The following is a 15,998-nucleotide window of genomic DNA, read 5'->3' on the forward strand; positions in this document are numbered from 1 at the left end:
CTCCGTGCTGATGCTGCTGTCGGGGCCCGCGAACGCCCAGCCGGCGCAGGCGCGAGGCGCCGCGGCCACGCCCGCGCCGGCTGTGGCGCCCACCGCGACCACCAACGCCGAATACCGCATCGCACCCGGCGATGTGATCCGGGTGACCGTTTTCCAGAACCCCGACCTGAGCCTGGAGGCCCGGGTCAGTGAGGTCGGCGTCATCTCCTACCCCCTGCTCGGGCAGGTCAACCTCGGCGGCCTGTCGGTGTCGGCGGCGGAGAAGCGCATCGCGGATCAGCTGCGCGACCGCAACTTCGTCCGCCAGCCCCAGGTGTCCATCCTGGTCACGCAGGTGCGGGGCAACCAGGTCTCGGTGCTGGGCCAGGTCGGCAAGCCCGGCCGGTTCCCGCTTGAAAGCGGCGAGGTCAAGCTGACGGAGATGCTGGCCACCGTGGGCGGCGTGTTGCCCACCGGCGCGGATACGGTGGTGGTGCTCGGCACGCGCAACGGCCAGCCGTTTCGCGGCGAGATCGACGTGCCGAGCATCTTCGGTCCGGACCGCCGCGGCGGCGACCTGGTCCTGCAGAACGGTGACGTGATCTGGGTCGAGCGCGCCCCGTCGATCTACATCTACGGCGAGGTGCAACGCCCGGGCGCCTTGCGCCTGGAACGCAACATGAGCGTGCTGCAGGCCCTGGCGGCCAGCGGCGGCGTGACCCAGCGCGGGACCGAAAAGGGGCTGCGCGTTCACCGCCGCAATGCGGAGGGCCGCACCCAGGTCATCCAGCCCGCGATGGACGATCTGCTGCGCCCCGACGACGTGGTGTACGTCCGGGAATCGCTGTTCTGAGTTTGAGAGGCCCGAGATGAACGTCCGCCAGATCCTGTTGGTCCTGAGGCTGCGCTGGTGGCTGGTGTTGCTGCTGTTCGTCCTTGTGATGATCACGGCGTTCGTGGTCACGATGCTGACGCCGAAGCAGTACACCGCGGACACGGCGCTGTTGATGGACGTCAAGGCGGACCCGCTGGTGGCGACGCTGGCGCCGCAGCTGGCGTCCCCGGCCTACCTGGCGACGCAGACGGAAATCATCCGCAGCGACCTGGTCGCCGGGCGGGTGGTGCGGATGCTCGGCTTGGCCCAAAGCCCGGCCGCGGTGGCGCAGTGGCGCGAAGAGACCCAAGGCCGGATTCCGCTGGAGTCGTACTTCGGTTCACTGCTTCAACGCGGGCTGTACGTTGAGCCGGCCCGTGGCAGCAACATCCTCACGTTGTCGTTCACCGGGACCGATCCGAAGTTTGCTGCGGCCGCTGCCAACACGTTCGCCCGGGCGTACCTGGACCTCAGCACCGAGCTGCGGCTCGAGCCGGCGCGCCAGTACGGCACCTTCTTCGACGAGCGCCTGAAGTCGCTGCGCAACCAACTCGAGGCCTCGCAAGCCAGGCTGTCGGCGTACCAGCAGAAGAGCGGCATCGTGGCCACCGACGACCGGGTCGACCTGGAGACGGCCAAGCTGAACGCGATCATGGGCCAGTTGGCCAGCGCCCAGGCGGAATTGGCCGACACCACCAGCCGCCAGCGCAACTCGGGCATCGAGACTTCGCCGGACGTGCAGGCCAGCGGCGTCGTGCAAGGCCTCAAGTCGCAGCTGGCGAGCGCGGAAACCAAGCTGTCCGAGATCAGCTCCATCGTCGGCAGCAGCCACCCGCAGCGCATCGCGCTGGAGGCGCAGATCGCGGAATTGCGCCGGCAGATCAGTTCGGAGATGCGTCGGGTCTCCGGCACCACGGCGACGGTCAACCGGGTGACCGGTCAGAAGATCGCGGAACTGGCGTCGATGGCCGAAGAGCAGAAGCGCAAGGTGCTGAGCCTGCGGGCGGAACGCGACGAGATGTCCGTGCTGTCGAAGGACGTGGAGACGGCGCAGCGGGCCTACGAGGCCGTGGCCCAGCGTCGGACCCAGTTGTCCATCGAGAGCGTGGCGGATCAGGCGAGTGCGCGAGTGCTGAGCCCGGCCATCGAGCCCATCCAGCATTCGAAGCCCAGCCTGGCGAAGAACATGGCCGGTGGTGCAATCGTCGGGCTCTTGATCGGCATCGGAGCCGCTGTCGCCCTAGAGCTCTTCGACCGTCGGGTCCGCAGCGCCTCTGACCTGGCGATGGACGAGCGGGTGCCTGTGCTTGGCGTGCTGTCGAAGAAGCCGGTGCTGTCGTGGCCCGGGATGTCGGCCGGCCGCCGCCTCGCGCTGCCAGGCCCGCCGGCGGGAGGCGGCTTCCCGCGGCTCTCGATGGACACGAGGGACGTGGGATGAGCACCGTGAAGATGATGTCCGGAAAAGCGCGTAATGCCGATCGATCGATCGGCGCCATCCTCGTCGACTCGGGTCGACTGCTCCCATCGGACGCCGAACGCATCCTGCAGTACCAGAAGGAGCATGGGCTGCCCTTCGGCGAAGCCGGCGTGCAGCTCGGCCTGCTGACAGAAGCCGACATCCTGTACGCGCTGTCGCTGCAGTTCGACTATCCCTTCCTGTCGGGCCCCAACCGGCCGGTCAGCGACGAGATCATCGTGGCCTACCGCCCGTTCAGCGTCGAGGGCGAGCGGCTGAGGTCGTTGCGCAGCCAATTGCAGTTGCGTTGGTTCGACGAGCATGGCAAGCGAAGCGCGCTGGCGCTCGTAGGCACCCGCCGAGGCGAGGGCCGCAGCCACCTGGCGGCGAACCTTGCCGTGACGTTCGCGCAAGCCGGCGAACGCACGCTGCTCATCGATGGCGACCTGCGCAATCCCAGGCAGCATCGGCTCTTCAAGCTGGAGAACCAAGTGGGCCTGTCCAGTCTGCTGGCGGGGCGCCTGCAGGACCAGGTGGTGAGCTTTGTTCCCGGCATCCCGGGTTTGGCGGTTCTGCCCGCCGGGCCACCGCCGCCGAACCCCGAGGAGCTGTTGGGGCGGCCCGCGTTCGACCGCGTCCTGCAGCAGAGCATGTCGGCCTTCGACGTGGTCCTCATCGACACGCCCTCCATGGACACCGGCGCCGACGCCATGTTGCTGAGCCGGTTCGCCGGCGCGGCGCTGGCGATCGCACGGACCGGCCTCACCCGAACCAATGCCTTCGGCTACCTGTTGAACCTGATGCAGGACTCAGGCGTGAAGGTGGTCGGGTCTGCACTCGTCGATGTCCCACCTCTGCGAGCGCGTCGTCGTTCGCTGTTCCGCAGGAGCGCTTGAATGGCCGCGGTGCTGGGCGCCTCTTCTCCGGTGCGATTCAACCTTTCGTGGTTGTGGGTCGCCGTCGGCCTCGTGGTCATGTACGCGCCCAGTTATTGGGACGCGGCGCATGGCCTTTGGCAGTCTGACGACTTCGGCCATGGCCCGATCATCGTGGCCGTGTTGGCTTGGCTGTTCTGGAACAAGCGAGCGGAGATTGCGGCCGCGCCGGTCGAGCGCAGCGGCACCCTGGGATGGCTGCTGCTGAGCGTCGGTCTTTTCCTCTACCTGATCGGCCGTGTCTTCAGCGCATCCAGTCTCGAGTTCGGTTCGCACCTTTTCGTTGTGCCGGCGGTGCTGCTGCTGTTGCGCGGTCCGACGGCGGTGAGGGTGGCCTGGTTCCCCATCTTCTACCTCGTATTCCTTGCGCCGCTTCCCGCCAGTTTCGTCGACCTGATCACCGGCCCGCTGAAGAGCTGGATCTCGCACATCGTGGTCGACCTGCTCTACGCCGCGGGCTACCCCATCGGGCGGACGGGCGTGATGATCAACATCGGTCCGTACCAGCTGCTGGTAGCCGATGCATGCTCCGGGCTCCATTCGATGTTCAGCCTGTCGGCGCTTGGGACGCTTTACATGTATTTGATGGCGCGCAAGAGCTGGCTGCACAACGCCGTCATGATCGCGTCCATCCTGCCCATTGCGTTTGCTGCGAACATCATCCGAGTCATCGTCCTGGTGCTGGTGACCTACCACATGGGTGACGAAGCGGGACAGGGTTTCCTGCACGGTGCCGCCGGCATGGTGCTGATGGTTGCCGCATTGATGTTCTTCTTTCTACTGGATAGCTTTCTGCTTCTGGTTATAAAAAGTAGAGCGGATAATCGCAACTAATTTTAGCGGTCAATATGCCTGAGCATTTACGGGCGCTTGTCGCTATTCTTTTTCTCTCAGGCTGCGCGTTCCTCATTGAGCGCCACGCATTGTCGTCTGCCCAACTGCGCAATGATCTTGCTCGGCGGCGGAACGCTTGGTTAGCAATAACTGTAATCACCTTTCTAAGCGCAAACTTTTGGCTGTTTCTCGTTGGAACAGCAGTCGTTATATTTTTCTCGATCTCCCGAGAGCAAAATAAGGTTGCTTTATATTTTGCACTACTATTTGCTATACCCCCATTCGAAATGCCGATTCCCGGGTTTGGAGTGGTGCAGCAAATATTTCCGATAAATTACCCCCGGCTGCTTGCAATTCTGATTCTTCTAAGACAATTTTTCCGAAGTTCTTCTGCGTCAAAATTAACTAGCTTTGGTGCTCTAACCCTAGATAAATGGGTTGCAGCATACTTTCTAGTGCACGTAGGGTTTCTTGTCGCATTTCACTCGTTAACGCAGATTCAACGTGGCATATTGGTATTATTTTTGGATACAGTGCTGCCATATTATGTAATTTCCAGAAGTGCTGGAGCTACAAAACCCTTAAAGGAAGCGCTTGTTGCACTGGTCCTTGCGATACTTATTCTTACGCCGGTGGCGATATTTGAGTGGGCACGTCACTGGTTGCTCTACAGCCAGCTTGATGAGGTCATGGGGGGTGCCCTGGAAATTCGGCGGTTACCTGGGGCGCGGTGATGGGGTTAGAGCTATTGCGAGCGGCTCTCATCCAATCGCGTTCGGGTTTACCATGGCACTAGGCTTATGCTTGTACTGTGCGCTGCACGGCGAACTGAAGCGGCCACTGTATCGTATTGTTGGTTGGGCGGCGTTTGCCTTCGCTTTGATCGCCTCAATTTCTAGGGGTCCCTGGGTCGGGGCAGCGGCAGGCCTGTGCGTTGTCTACTTTACTGGCAGTGAGTCGCTAGACGTAAAGTTGAGGAGGGCTGCGCTTGGTTCCCTGCTCGTAATTGGCTTGTTGGCTCTAACGCCGTATGGGCAAAAGGCGGTCGATTATCTACCTTTCGTCGGTACTGTCGACGAGGGCTCAGTCGTCTACCGAGAGCGGGTTTTTTCCGTATCGCTTCAGGTCATCCTTCAATATCCCTTGTTTGGAGCGCACTCGTACTCAGGAAGCGCACTTGAAGAATTGCGACAAGGGGAGGGAATTATAGATATTGTCAACGCTTATGTTGGCGTTGCACTTGGCAATGGCTTGGTCGGCCTCCTGGTATACGTTGGGGTCTTGCTCGCATCCCTTTTCACCGTGTGGCGGTCTTGGCTGCGCAGCAGGCGCGTCGAAAAAAGCTTAGATAACATCGGGCGCGCATTACTCGGCGGCCTTGTCGCAATGCTCGTGACGTTGGCTACAACAAGCATGGTCGGTTTGATCTATCAGTTGTATTGGATCCTTGCCGGGCTCTCTGCAGGTTATGCGTTAGCAGTGTCGATGAGGGCGGCGAGCAGCGGTTCGTTGGCTGATTCTAGCTACGCACACACCCGCTACATGGCGAGCAACTGGCGATGAATCCTTCCCGCCTGCCGCTTAGGCGGCGGATGCTAAGTGCTGGAGGGTGGACAATAGTCGGTCATCTGGCAAGCCTGATCCTGAGAATGGGGAGCAGCCTGCTGACCACACGGTTTCTGGCACCAGAAACTTTCGGACTTATGGCTATGACTACGACGGTCATGACCATCACAGGCCTTTTGACCGATGTTGGAATCAGAGAAAATTTGATTCGTAGTAGTCGAGCAGATGATCCGTTGTTCCGGTCAACAGCCTGGACAGTGCAAATAGCGCGAGGTCTTGTAATCTTCCTCGGCACGTGTGCAATCGCTTTAGTCCTTTCAGTTGCAAGCGACTTTGGGCTGGTATCGCCCGGTACTACGTATAGTGATCCCTTGTTGCCGATTCTAATTTCCGGTATCGCCGTTACCAGTATTATTGGCGGGTTCCACTCCACCAAGGCCCACATTGCTAGCCGCAACTTCGACTTGGCTAGGCCAGTTCAAATTGAGCTTGCCGCTCAGATAGTTGGGTCCGCGGTAACGATATTTTTGGCTTGGAAGACTCGCTCAATATGGGCTTTGGTGGTGGGAACGCTCGTTGGAAGTTCGGTTGCAGTTCTCCTGAGTCACCTATACCTCGAGGGTCCGAAAGATCGGCTGGGATGGGACACGCCATCGCTGTCCGAAATACTAAAGTTTGGCAAATGGATTGCCGTCTCGTCTGCGGTGTCAGTTTTTGCCGTAAATGGAGATCGACTTCTGCTGGGTGCATTGGTAGGCCCCCGAACACTTGGCCTATACAGTATTGCGTTTATGCTTCTAGCCGCTGCAGAGGGCGTCTTAATGAGATTAATTTCGGCGGTTGCGTTCCCTGCCCTTAGTGAGGCAAATCGAAAGGGAAGCGCAGAAGTCAAAGCGTTGCTCCGTAAGATGCGCTTGCCCTCCGATGGTGCGATGCTGTTCTTTTCTGGACTATTATTTGTCACCGGATCAGAGTTGGTGGATTTACTCTACGATCCGCGCTACCTTGAGGCGGGGGCGATGCTAGAGATTTTGTCTCTTGGTATGGTGTTGTCGAGATATTCTCTCCTGCATCAAGCATACATGGCGCTCGGCCATTCGAAATACGTTGCTGCGGTCAATATCGTCTCAGTTGTGTCGCTATTTATTCTGGTGCCAGCCGGTTTTGCGATATTCGGCGTAGCAGGGGCGGTGGCGGCCATAGCATTAAGAAACGGCCCAACCCTGGCTGTGATGCTTTATGCAAATAAGCGCTTGGGATTGAACGACTTCAAACTGGAACTGGCGCTCACTCCGTTTTGGGTGGTAGGGGCAGTAGTCGGAGTTGTTATGCTTAAGCTAATTTCAGCGATCTGACTTGCGGCCGAGTCCTATTAAGATGAAAATTACTTTTATTCTACCGACCCCAAATATGTCGGGTGGCGTTCGGGTTGCTGGTATTTATGCGGACTATCTTGTGGATAAAGGGCATCATGTCACGATGGTGTACCCTCCGCGGAATGTGGGATTGGCCGGCAAGTTTTGGCACCGCTTTTGGAATAGGACAGTGTCGACGACCCATCTCGATAAATGTAAGGCAATACAACGTGTCTTGGAAACGCCAAGAGCGGTTTCCGCCAGCGATGTGCCTGACGGCGATGTTGTTATTGCCACTTGGTGGGAGACTGCGGAATGGGTGGCGAAACTGCCGCCTATAAAAGGAGCTAAGGTCTACTTCATTCAGCATCACGAAATTTTCTCATGGCTTCCCGTTGAGCGCGCTCAAAAGACATACCTCCTTCCAATGAAAAAGATCGTTGTTGCTCGGTGGTTAAAAGATGTCATGCGCGACGTCTATGGTGACGATGAAGTCGAGTTAGTTCCTAACGGAGTTGACCATAATCTGTTTTTCGCCCCCGAGCGAGGCAAGCAGGCCCAGCCAACCGTCGGATTCCTTTATGCTGGAGCCCATTTCAAAGGAGTTGACGTAACGCTGCGCGCGATTTCGTTGTTGAGAGATCGGCTGCCCAGCCTAAAGGTTGTTTCGTTCGGCAGCGAGCCATTCAAGGACGCTAAGACGAGGCAAATTGAGTTCACTCTCAACCCGCAACAAGAAAAGCTTCGCGAGTGTTACGCTGCTTGCGACGTCTGGCTTACGGCAAGTCGGTCTGAAGGCTTCAACCTGCCGGCGTTGGAGGCCATGGCATGTCGAACACCTGTGGTATCAACAAGGACCGGCTGGCCTGAAGAAGCGATCTTGCCTGGTGTAAATGGATGGCTTGTGGACGTTGACGACCATGTCGGCCTTTACAAAGCGGCCGCAAATGTTCTGGCGCAACCGGACGAAAGCTGGAAAATGCTGTCTGATGCGGCGTACCAAACCGCGGCCGGCTGCTCGTGGAATAGATCCTCTGCACTGTTCGAGAGGATATTGGTTGATGTTGCGACAGAAAACGCTGCTGCGTTCAACTCCAAAAATGCTGATCATCACTTTTGATATAGCACAAGGCTCATTTCTCTATAGAGCCCTTCTTGGGTTTCCGCGATTGCTGGGTTGTCGTATGGGTGAGGAAGTCCACCCTTAACTTTTACCCATACCCTGTTATTGGCGCTGTCCTGCCAAAGCTTTTCTCCATTGCTCGACAGAACTTCTGCCAAAGTTCCAACAGTCGCGAGGCGGCGTACGAAACGTTCGTCCGGTGAAGAGGATGTCCAGTATTTCGGTTTCTCGCGATCCGTGGTGTGCGAGAAAAAGTAGCCCGTTGCAGGCGCGCTGCCATCGAATGCCACTCCAAGGATGAACCAATCGCCGTCCCGGTACGCATTAGTTATCTGCATAGCGACACGTCGTGGTGGAGCGTTGGTGGGGAACGTAAGCACATAACGCCCTCCGATACGAGCTGCGAAATGCCGCATGTTGCCAAGCATCTTTCCGAGTCCGTTTAGGACCGACCAGCGACCTATTTCCTGTCCATTATCACTGAAGCGTAATGCCTCTATGGCTGAAGAAAAGGTGTATCGGTTGTCGTCGAAATCAGTTTGAAATCCCTCCACGCCATAGTATTCACCATCGCAGCTTTTTCCGTTATGGCCGGCAGGGGTAACCAAAATGCAACTGGCTCCAGCAGTTAGGAACGGCACATCATAAACCCAGTAGTTGTTTTTTGGTCCCCAATATCCATTCGCATCCCAAAGCGCGCCCGACAGTGCCCAAACCCGATTGGGGTCACCAGTTAAATTCGGCGACGTAACCCTTGCTCCAGGGTTCGAGTTAATGAATTTGTTGTTCTTATTCCTGGCTAACCCTTTGTCTACCGCCGTAATATAATAGTCGTCGGTTTTGAACGCCCCGCTTGGTTCGGCCGAATAAAATTCGTAATTGATAAAAGTGTTTTCAGTAAACTTGAATGACGAGTGGTAGCTCGCCATGGCAACGGGCTTTTCGGGTCCTGGGTATGATCCGGGGTTATTAAGACTCTTGGCGATGATTAACGAACGAGTGATGACGCCATCGTTACCCGCTCCTGAGAAGTCAGTGTTTGCGTTGTCAGCGGCGGTCCATTCTAAATAATCCGGGAACATCACTCGATTTCGATAACCGCCCCAGCGGTTCTTAAAAATCACCATGCCCTTGAATTCAACGCGCACCCCGTTCGTATGGTTGTAATCGCGACCGTCTACCGTCGGGCGGTACATGTTCGGGTAGGTATGGCCCGCATCGTCAATAGGCGCGTGCTCTAAGAAGATTCCAGCCTCTCGATTGCTGTGTGATGTGTTGTACTCGAAGCCGCCGTGCTTAAGGCGATCTGGAAGTAGAGCAACCTTGGCGGAGGCGCCAAGCGTTTTACTTGGAAATGCCATCCAGATACCTGGGCCGTCACTATCGCCGACAAGATTATGGCGGACGGTGTTGTCCGGATTCGTCAGCCAAATTCCACTTGGCCCGGCCGGCGTAGCATTGTTGGTACCTGTGGGATTCTCGTGAACAAGAAGCGTTTTGGCCCTCGCCGGCATGCGCATCTTCAGCGCGATGTTCCCCTCGATCAGATTGCGCCGCTCCACCGCGTCTTCCAGGAAGAACGCATGCCCCTTGATGTCGTGGCAGACGTTGTTGACCACCTGCACGCCGTTGGTGGCGTGGATCACGACGCAGCGCTGGCTCGACGCCCAGATCGCGCTGTTGCGCAGCACATGACCGGTAGCGTCGCCCAACACGCGACCTTCGGTGTCATAGCTCAGCATGTGCCAGTGGATCGGGTACCGACCCAACAGGCCCGACTGGCCGACGCGGCGCATCTCGAGCCCGTCGATCACGACCTTGGACTGCAGGTCCATGATCATCACGTGCGCGCCGAAGCCGTTGGTCTGCCAGGCCGCGTCGTCCGCCCCTTCGATGACGACGTTGCGGGTCAGGTTCGCCACCGCAGCCCGTTCGTCCAAACTGGTCGGCGCGGGCGTCGCCGGCGGGACGTAGGAGGGGTCCGGCGTGAGGCTCATGCCGGTGTTGGTGACGTACTGCATCTTGCCCCAGCGGAACTTGTTCAGTGCTGCGGCCAGATTCACCCGGTTGCCGCTGACGCTGGACAGCGCCAGGCGCTCGGTCTCTGCAACGCCCCAGAAGTCGGTCGGTGCGATGGCGATGTTGTCGCCGGCTTGCCAATTCACCGTGTCCTTGAGCGTGAGGTTCGTCGCGCCGGCGTTGGCGTGGTCGTTCAGCTTGGTCCAGGCCGGTTGCTTCACCGCGCCGTAAATCGCCAGGCGGCCGCCTCGGACGTTGATGCCGCGGGACACGCCGTCGTTGCTCGCGACGGGTTGTCCGTTCAGGGTGATCACCGCCTTCTGCGCGAAGGGTTGCGACGCGGAGCCCACTTCGAGCGCCCCGCTGGCCGAGATGTCGATGAAGGACGTCGTCAGTCGGGTGTCGCGTCGTGCGAACTGCAGCGTGCCCTGGATCGTGAGCCCCGCCAGGGCCGGCGGGTCCATGTCCAGCACGATGGTCTTCCCTGGCGGGATCAGCACCTGCGCGTTGGCCGTCGGCAGGATGCCACCCCACGTCTTCGGGTCCGACCACAACAGGGCGCTGTCCGTCGGCGCACTGCTGACACCGGTGCTGCTGCCCGTCGGCGCACTGCTGACACTCGTGCTGCTGGAGGTCGTCGTGACCGGAACGAGGGTGGCGGTGGAGGGCTCCGTGGCCGTCGCGGTTGCCGGCGAGCTCGTCGTGTTCGATCCGGAACCGCTTGCCGTGGTGGTGCTCCCCGCCGCGAAGACGGTGCCGTTGCCCACTCCGTTCCCGTTCGCGTTCCCGCCCTTCTTGAGGATCTGTGCCTGCTCGTCAGCGCCGGTGGCGGCCAGGGCTTCGGCGGTGCCGCTGTTGGCACCTGCGCCGCTGCCACCCCCGCAGGCCACGAGACAAAGGGCGGCCAGCGCGGACGAGGTGAATCGGAGGTGGCGCATCAAGGTGGGGACGGTCATTGGGAAGGTCGGCTGACGGGTTCAAACGCCCTAGGAAGATCGGCGGGGGCCGACCTCCCTTGATCCCGCTTGCATTCCGTTTCCTCGCACGGCGATGAGGATCGTCAGGCAAACAGCGATGCCGTTACACACAGGCGGGACGCCCACTACCGGACGCAGCGTCCATGCCAAGGTCCCGGACTGTGAACCAGTTCTCGCACGGCGTCCGTCCCCTGGACCGACCGACGGGGTCCGGTCAGTTCTGGACCGTCGAACACGACGTGAAAACACATCGCTGTAACAAAACGGAACTGCCATCTGTGAGCAACGGTCGCATCCGTTTCAACGACGCGCCGGGAACTAGCACCCCTGCTCCGATCGTTTTCCACGGCCGTGTCGGCTACGTCGAGACACGTTTGTCGAGTCAGGCGAGAATGGTGCCTTCCAAGCCTTGGTCAATGCCATGAAGTCCACCACCACCGCCGCGGTGCTCGCTGCGCTGATGATCGCCACCTCCATGGCCGGTTTCGCGGCGCGCCCGAAGCCGCGGCCTCCGGGGCAGCCGCCGAGCATCGTGCTCGAGTCTGCCGTGCCGAAGCGGTTCGGGGATTGGGTGGAGGTGACGGTCGGCCAGGCGGCGGTGGTCAACCCGCAGACCCAGCAGTTGCTGGACAAGCTGTACAGCCAACTGCTCACCCGCACCTACGAGAACCGCGTCACGGGCGCCCGCGTGATGCTGTCGATGGCGTACGGCGACGACCAGCGTGACGGTCTGCAGGCGCACATGCCGGAAGTCTGTTATCCGGCGCAGGGCTTCAAGTTGCATGAGGCCGCCGACGGCCTTCTGGGCACCCCGCACGGCGACATCCCCGTCAAGCGGCTGTCGACCAGCCTCGGCCCGCGGTTCGAGCCGGTGACCTACTGGTTCACGGTTGGCGACCAGGCCATCAAGACGCGTTGGGAAAAGCGTCTGATCGAGTTGCGCTTCGGCTTGACGGGTCAGGTGCCGGACGGCCTGCTGTTCCGGGTGTCGACGATCGACCGGGACACCAAGCGCGCCTACCAAGTGCAGGACCAGTTCGTCCAGGATCTGCTGAACTCGGTCGAGCCCCAGTCGCGGCACCGGCTCAGCGGACTCGCCTTCACCGGCTGACCGCCTGCCCGCCGCGGTGCGCGGCGGGTGAGGCGCGGGGCCGGCCGGCCCGCTGCCCTTTCAACTGCTGGTGCGCCCGTAGCTGTCCTCGAACCGGACGATGTCGTCCTCACCGAGGTAGGCGCCGCTCTGCACCTCGATGATTTCCAGCGGCACCTTGCCCGGGTTGGTCAGGCGGTGCACCTCGCCCAGCGGGATGTAGGTGCTCTGGTTCTCGGTGAGCAGGATCTTCTTGTCGCCGCAGGTCACCTCCGCTGTGCCGGTGACCACGATCCAGTGCTCCGCGCGGTGGTGGTGCATCTGCAGGCTCAGTGACGCGCCGGGCTTGACCAGGATGCGCTTGACCTGGTGGCGCGGCCCTTCGTCGATGCTGTCGTACCAGCCCCACGGGCGGTGCACCTTGCGGTGCAGGGTGTGCTCGGTGCGCCGGTCCTGCCCCAGCCGGCCGACGACGTGCTTGACGTCCTGGCAACGTTCCCGATCGGCCACCAGCACCGCATCCGGCGTCTCGATGACCACCACGTTGTCCAGCCCCACCACGCCGACGAGCCGGCCCGAGGCGTGGACCAGCGTGTTGTGGCTGTCGTGCAGCACCGCGTCGCCGACGATGGCGTTGCCGTCGCCGTCCTGCGCGGCCACCTGCCACACCGCGTTCCAGGCGCCGAGGTCGTTCCAGCCGGCGTTCAACGGCACCATCTGCAACGCCTGGCCGCTGTCCGGGCAGCGCTCCAGCACCGCGACGTCCACCGATTCGGACGGCACCTGGTGGAAGGCGGCGGCGTCCGGTCTGACGAAGACGCCGTCGCGCCGTGCCGCCTTCCAGGCGGTGCGGGTGGCGTCCAGGATGTCGGGGCGGAAGCGCTCCAGCGCCGACAGCCACACCGAAGCCCGCAGCACGAACATGCCGCTGTTCCAGAAATAGCCGCCCTTGGCGAGGTAGCCTGCGGCGGTGGCCGCGTCCGGCTTCTCGACGAACGCCGCCACCCGGTCGCCCTCGCAGCGGATGTAGCCGTAACCCGTTTCCGGCCGGTCCGGCTGAATGCCAAGGATCACGATGGCCTGCTCGCCGGCCAGTGCCGCGGCGCGCTGCAGGGCGGCGGTGAAGGCGGCCGCATCGCCCACCGTCTGGTCGGCCGGCGTGACCACCAGCACCGGGTCGGCCCCCTGGTCCTGCGCCTGCAGCGCCGCCAGCGTGAGCGCGGGCGCGGTGTTGCGGCCGGCCGGTTCCAGCAGCACGGCGGTCGGCTCCACCGCGACCTGCCGCAACTGGTCGAGCACCAGGAAGCGGTGTTCCTCGTTGCCGACCACGATCGGTGGCCGCACGTCGATGGTGGCGGTCGCCAACGCCTGCAACCGCTGCACGGCCTGCTGGAACAGCGTTGCCGGGCCGGCCAGCGCCAGGAACTGTTTCGGATGCGAGGCGCGGGACAGCGGCCAGAGCCGGGTGCCGCTGCCGCCCGCCATCACCACCGGTTGCAAGGTGAGGTTCATGAGGACCGATCAGGCCAGGGAGGACGCAAATCCATTGGGGTTCATCGACTGCCAGCGCCAGCTGTCGACGCACATGCGGTCCAGGTCGTGCTCGGCACGCCAGCCGAGCAGTTGCTGCGCGAGCGTCGGGTCGGCGTAGCAGGCGGCGATGTCGCCGGGCCGGCGCGGCCCGATGTCGTAGGGGACGGGCCGCCCGCTGGCCGCTTCGTAAGCCCGCACGACGTCGAGCACGCTGTAGCCGCGGCCGGTGCCGAGGTTGACGGTGAAGCTGCCGGGCTCGGCCAGCAGTCGCCGCAGTGCGGCGACGTGGCCCTGTGCCAGGTCGACCACGTGGATGTAGTCCCGCACCCCAGTGCCGTCCGGCGTGTCGTAGTCGCTGCCGTGCACCTGCAGCCGCGGGCGTCGGCCGACCGCCACCTGGGCGACATAGGGCATCAGGTTGTTCGGGACGCCCCGTGGGTCCTCCCCGATCAGGCCGCTGTCGTGCGCGCCGACCGGGTTGAAGTAGCGCAGGCAGCCGGTCTGCCACTGGGGATCGGCCGCGCCGAGGTCGGCCAGGATCTGCTCGCACATCAGCTTGGTGCGGCCGTACGGGTTGGTCGCCGACAGCGCGGCGTCCTCCGTCAGCGGCAGCCGGTCCGGCGTGCCGTACACCGTGGCGCTGCTGGAGAACACGAAGCGCCGGCAACCGTGCGCCTGCAGCGCCTCGCAGGTGGCCACCAGCCCGCCCAGGTTGTTGCGGTAGTAGGCCAGCGGCTTGGCGGTGGATTCACCCACCGCCTTGAAGGCCGCGAAGTGCACGGCCGCGTCCACCGGATGGTCGCGCAGCACTGCGGACAGGGCGGCGCCATCCGTCACGTCCGCCTGCACGAACAGCGGCGTGCGCCCGGTCAGCCGTTGCAGCCGCCGCAGCACCTCGGCCGAGCTGTTCGAGAAGTCGTCGACGCCCACGACGTCGAAACCCGCCTGCTGCAACGCGACCCAGGTGTGCGAGCCGATGTAGCCGGTGGCGCCGGTGAGCAGGACGGTGGGCATGGAGGTCCTCGGGACTACAGGGTGAGGGCGATCTGACCGAAGCAGGACACGGTGCTGGTGCTGAAGTCGGCCGTCACGCCGGAACGGTCGGTGCGGCTCAGGCTGCAGCCGAGGCTGGCGACGCGGGTGGCGGCCCAACGCACGCCGACCGAGGCGGCGCGTGCGGTTTCGTTTTGACCGTTCGCCAGTTCGAAACGGGTGGCCGTCAACCCGGCATCGGCCGACACCTTGCCGGTGACGGCGTACTGCGCCCGCACCGACACCGCATCGGCGATGCGCGAGACGTTGGTGGTCGTCAGCGCTACCCCGGCCAGCGGCAGGTTGCTCTGCACCGGCACGAAGGCCAGCTGTTGGCCGGTGTCGCGGCTGACGGTGGTGTTGAGGCCGAGCTTGCCGGTGGCCTGGTAAGCCCAGTTCACCGAGCCGGTGACGCCGTCGAAGTTCAGGATCTGCTGGCGCTCGTACTCCGTCTTGCCGAACGACAGCCGGCCGCTGACGGTGCTGCGTCCGGTGGGCACCCAGGTGCTGGACAGGTAGACGTCGCGCCGCTCGGATTGATCGGCCGGAAAGGACAAGCCGCTGGTCACCGTCACCGCGTCGTAGTCGTTGCGCTGCAGGCTGACCCCGGCGCTGGCGCTCAGGCCGTCGCTGAAGCGGTAGCCCAGTCCCACGCTGCCGGCCCGCTGCTCGTAGTCGCCCAGCTGCGACACCGGGTTGCTCTGGTCCACCTGGCGCCAGCTGAGGGACGTGTCCAGCGTCAGTCGGGTCACCAGGCCCAGGCGCGCGGTCGCGACGGCCGAGCGGAAGGTCTGGATGTTGGCCTGGGTGTTGGCCACGCCGGCCAGCCCGTAGAACGGCGCCAGCGACCGGCCCGCATCCAGCCGCAGCGTGCCCGCCAGCCGTTCGATGGTCGACCAGTCCCAGCCGGCGCCGAGGTTGTAGCTGTTGTTGCCCAGGCCGCTCACGCCGGTGTAGCGGTTGTTGGCGAGGTTCACGTTGCCGTAGACGCGCTGGCGGCCGAAGGTCTGGTCCACCGAGCCGAAGACCGCGGTGCTGAACAGCGTGGCGTCCACCGCGCCCGGGTCGCCGTCGGCGCGGTTGTAGAGGTTGGAGATGCGGCTGACCGTCTCCGATGCGCCCACCGTGTAGGGGCTCGACTGGGCGAACGCACTGCCGGCGCAGGCCAGCAGCACGGCCAAGGACACTGGGGCGATTCGTTGCATGGTTCCTCCCTGGCCGGCGT

General features: G+C 62.4%; 13 protein-coding genes. 9 read left to right on the forward strand and 4 right to left on the reverse strand.

The features are described from left to right. Positions 1-10 precede the first annotated feature (10 nt). The 8 genes from epsE to LRS07_RS06165 all read left to right on the forward strand — a co-directional run bounded on the left by epsE (position 11) and on the right by LRS07_RS06165 (position 8,119). On the forward strand, positions 11-832 hold the full coding sequence (gene epsE, locus LRS07_RS06130) for a polysaccharide export protein EpsE (RefSeq protein WP_260502055.1): 822 nt from the start codon (positions 11-13) through the stop codon (positions 830-832). Between the two features lie 16 nt (positions 833-848). Beyond that, a complete protein-coding gene (epsF, locus tag LRS07_RS06135; protein WP_260501085.1) occupies positions 849-2,291 on the forward strand; it encodes a chain length determinant protein EpsF in 1,443 nt (480 codons plus the stop codon). Further along, positions 2,288-3,205 (forward strand): chain length determinant protein tyrosine kinase EpsG, encoded by a 918-nt coding sequence (epsG, locus tag LRS07_RS06140; protein ID WP_260501086.1) that lies wholly within the window; start codon positions 2,288-2,290, stop codon positions 3,203-3,205. Before epsF ends, epsG begins: the two co-directional genes overlap by 4 nt. Further along, the gene (gene xrtB, locus LRS07_RS06145; protein WP_260501087.1) at positions 3,206-4,078 is read left to right on the forward strand and encodes an exosortase B; all 873 of its coding nucleotides are present in this window, start codon (positions 3,206-3,208) and stop codon (positions 4,076-4,078) included. Positions 4,079-4,167: 89 nt separating this feature from the next. Then, positions 4,168-4,812: a hypothetical protein gene (locus LRS07_RS06150; RefSeq protein WP_260501088.1), complete on the forward strand. Its 645-nt coding sequence runs from the start codon at positions 4,168-4,170 to the stop codon at positions 4,810-4,812. Between the two features lie 70 nt (positions 4,813-4,882). Next, positions 4,883-5,641: an O-antigen ligase family protein gene (locus LRS07_RS06155; RefSeq protein ID WP_260501089.1), complete on the forward strand. Its 759-nt coding sequence runs from the start codon at positions 4,883-4,885 to the stop codon at positions 5,639-5,641. Then, complete coding sequence (locus tag LRS07_RS06160) at positions 5,638-6,999, forward strand: oligosaccharide flippase family protein (RefSeq protein ID WP_260501090.1); 1,362 nt, start codon at positions 5,638-5,640, stop codon at positions 6,997-6,999. The genes LRS07_RS06155 and LRS07_RS06160 overlap by 4 nt, the downstream gene beginning before the upstream one ends. 22 nt (positions 7,000-7,021) lie before the next feature. Beyond that, positions 7,022-8,119, forward strand: coding sequence for a glycosyltransferase family 4 protein (locus LRS07_RS06165; RefSeq protein ID WP_260501091.1), 1,098 nt, complete (start codon positions 7,022-7,024; stop codon positions 8,117-8,119). On the opposite strand, the gene LRS07_RS06170 is transcribed toward LRS07_RS06165, so the two are convergent. Continuing rightward, the gene (locus LRS07_RS06170) at positions 8,110-11,097 is read right to left on the reverse strand and encodes a G8 domain-containing protein (RefSeq protein ID WP_260501092.1); all 2,988 of its coding nucleotides are present in this window, start codon (positions 11,095-11,097) and stop codon (positions 8,110-8,112) included. The two genes, LRS07_RS06165 and LRS07_RS06170, sit on opposite strands and share 10 nt — an antisense overlap. Before the next feature lie 442 nt (positions 11,098-11,539). On the opposite strand from LRS07_RS06170, the gene epsI reads away from it, so the two are divergent. Next, a complete protein-coding gene (epsI, locus tag LRS07_RS06175) occupies positions 11,540-12,229 on the forward strand; it encodes an exosortase-associated protein EpsI, B-type (RefSeq protein ID WP_260501093.1) in 690 nt (229 codons plus the stop codon). Positions 12,230-12,289: 60 nt separating this feature from the next. Here the strand turns inward: epsI and LRS07_RS06180 are convergent, their stop codons facing one another. Genes LRS07_RS06180 through LRS07_RS06190 form a run of 3 tightly spaced genes read right to left on the reverse strand, consistent with a single transcriptional unit; the run spans position 12,290 to position 15,978 of the window. Continuing rightward, entirely contained in the window at positions 12,290-13,720 is a 1,431-nt protein-coding gene (locus LRS07_RS06180; protein ID WP_260501094.1) for a mannose-1-phosphate guanylyltransferase/mannose-6-phosphate isomerase, read from the reverse strand. 9 nt (positions 13,721-13,729) lie between these two features. Beyond that, entirely contained in the window at positions 13,730-14,755 is a 1,026-nt protein-coding gene (galE, locus tag LRS07_RS06185; RefSeq protein WP_260501095.1) for a UDP-glucose 4-epimerase GalE, read from the reverse strand. A 14-nt stretch (positions 14,756-14,769) separates the two neighbouring features. Continuing rightward, complete coding sequence (locus LRS07_RS06190; protein ID WP_260501096.1) at positions 14,770-15,978, reverse strand: porin family protein; 1,209 nt, start codon at positions 15,976-15,978, stop codon at positions 14,770-14,772. Between the last annotated feature and the right edge of the window lie 20 nt (positions 15,979-15,998).

Origin of the sequence: Aquabacterium sp. J223, from assembly GCF_024666615.1 — a bacterium.
GTDB lineage: Bacteria > Pseudomonadota > Gammaproteobacteria > Burkholderiales > Burkholderiaceae_C > J223.